The sequence below is a fragment of the Streptomyces sp. NPDC091289 genome (genome assembly GCF_044757365.1).
Taxonomy (GTDB): Bacteria; Actinomycetota; Actinomycetes; order Streptomycetales; family Streptomycetaceae; genus Streptomyces.
Map to the genome: position 1 here is coordinate 1 of NZ_JBIVUT010000060.1, position 1642 is coordinate 1642.

Annotated in this window: 2 protein-coding genes; both read right to left on the bottom strand. The window is 69.2% G+C overall.

Annotated features, from left to right (window positions below; all coding sequences use genetic code 11):
- Nucleotides 1-921, bottom strand: a 921-nt coding sequence (locus ACIQPT_RS37380) for a beta-ketoacyl synthase N-terminal-like domain-containing protein (protein WP_401162812.1), incomplete at its 3' end; no start/stop codon positions are given.
- A gap of 75 nt (nucleotides 922-996) precedes the next feature.
- On the bottom strand, nucleotides 997-1642 hold a 646-nt coding region (locus tag ACIQPT_RS37385), incomplete at its 5' end, for a phosphopantetheine-binding protein (RefSeq protein ID WP_401162814.1).

A 1642-nucleotide genomic window follows, 5' to 3' on the forward strand; every position in this document is an offset into this window, starting at 1 on the left:
ACCATTGGACGCACCGTCCTGATTGATCGCCGAACCCCTCAACACCGCGAGAACCTCATGGCCCAGGCGACGAGCGTCCGACAACCGCTCCAGCAGCAGCACCCCCGCACCCTCGGCCCAGCCGGTGCCGTCCGCGGCCGCCGCGAACGCCTTGCACCGCCCGTCCGCGGCCAGACCCCGCTGCCGCGAGAACTCCACGAACGACACGGCGGTCGACAGCACCGTGACACCACCCGCGAAGGCCAGGTCGCACTCGCCTCGGCGCAGCGCCGTGGCCCCCATGTGCATCGCGACCAGCGACGAGGAGCACGCCGTGTCCACGGAGACGGTCGGCCCTTCGAAGCCGAACGTGTACGCCAGTCGTCCCGCGGCGATGCTGCCCATGCTGTTGCTGGTGAGGTTGCCTTCGTAGCCCTCCTTGGGGAGGTTGGGGCGCGCTCCGTAGTCGTGGTACATCTGGCCGACGAACACGCCCGTGCGGCTTCCGCGCAGCGTGGCCGGCACCACCCCCGCGCTCTCCATCGCCTCCCAGGTGGTCTCGAGCAGCAGCCGCTGCTGCGGGTCCGCCACCGTGGCCTCGCGCGGGGACATCCCGAAGAAGGAGGGGTCGAAGCCGCTCACGTCGTCGAGGAAACCGCCCTCTCGCACGTACGACTTGCCCACGCTGTCGGGATCAGGGTCGTACAGGTCCTCGGGCCAGCCGCGGTCCTTGGGGAACGGTGAGACGGCGTCCACGCCGTCGGTGACCAGTTTCCACAGGCTCTCGGGATCGGTCACGCCGCCCGGATAGCGGCAGGCCATCCCCACGATCGCGATCGGCTCCCGGGCCTTCTCCTCGACCTCACGGAGCCGGACACGCGCGTCCCGCGCATCCGCTATCGCGCGCTTGAGGTACTCCCGGAGTTCGTTCTCGTCCGCCATCAGAATGCAACCCTTCGAAGTTCATGTGTGAGGTGAATCGGGAGGGGCGTGGGCCGGCCGCCCGCCGGTGGGTGGCTATTCGGCCCTGTCGACCAGGGCGAAGAGCTCTTCGTCGCTCGCGGAATCGAGGTCCTCGTCCAGCCCGGCCCCGGTCAGCTCGAGCAGCCGCTGCAGCTGTTCGGTGATACGCCGTCGCAGCGCGGCGTCTCCCTCGACGCCCCGGATGCGCTCCTCCAGCTCGCCCAGCCGCGAGAACAAGGCCTCCGGCGTGGACCCGCTCCGTGCGGACCGGTCGACCTGATCGATCCGGGTCATCTGGACGATCTGATCGGCCAGTTGACCGTCGAGGAACCCTGCCAGCGCGCCGATCGACGGGTAGTCGAAGACGACCGTGTTCGCGAACCGCATCCCGCACAACTTGTTCAGCCGGTTCCGCAGGTCCACCGCACTCAGGGAGTCGAAGCCCATCTCCTGGAGGGCGCGGTCCACATCGATCTCCCGCGAGTCCTCGTGGCCCAGGATGTCGGCCACCTCGTCCTGCACCAGGTCCACGAGTTCGCGCCTGCGCTCGTTCTCGGGGAGTCCGGCCAGCCGCTGGAGGAGCGGGGGTACCGGACCGCTGTCCTGGGTGGTGAGCAGGGTGTGGGGTGGGGGTGTGTGCTGGTCGGTGAGCTGAGTGTCCAGGAACCCGGCCAGAGCGCTGACGGAGGGGTAGTCGAAG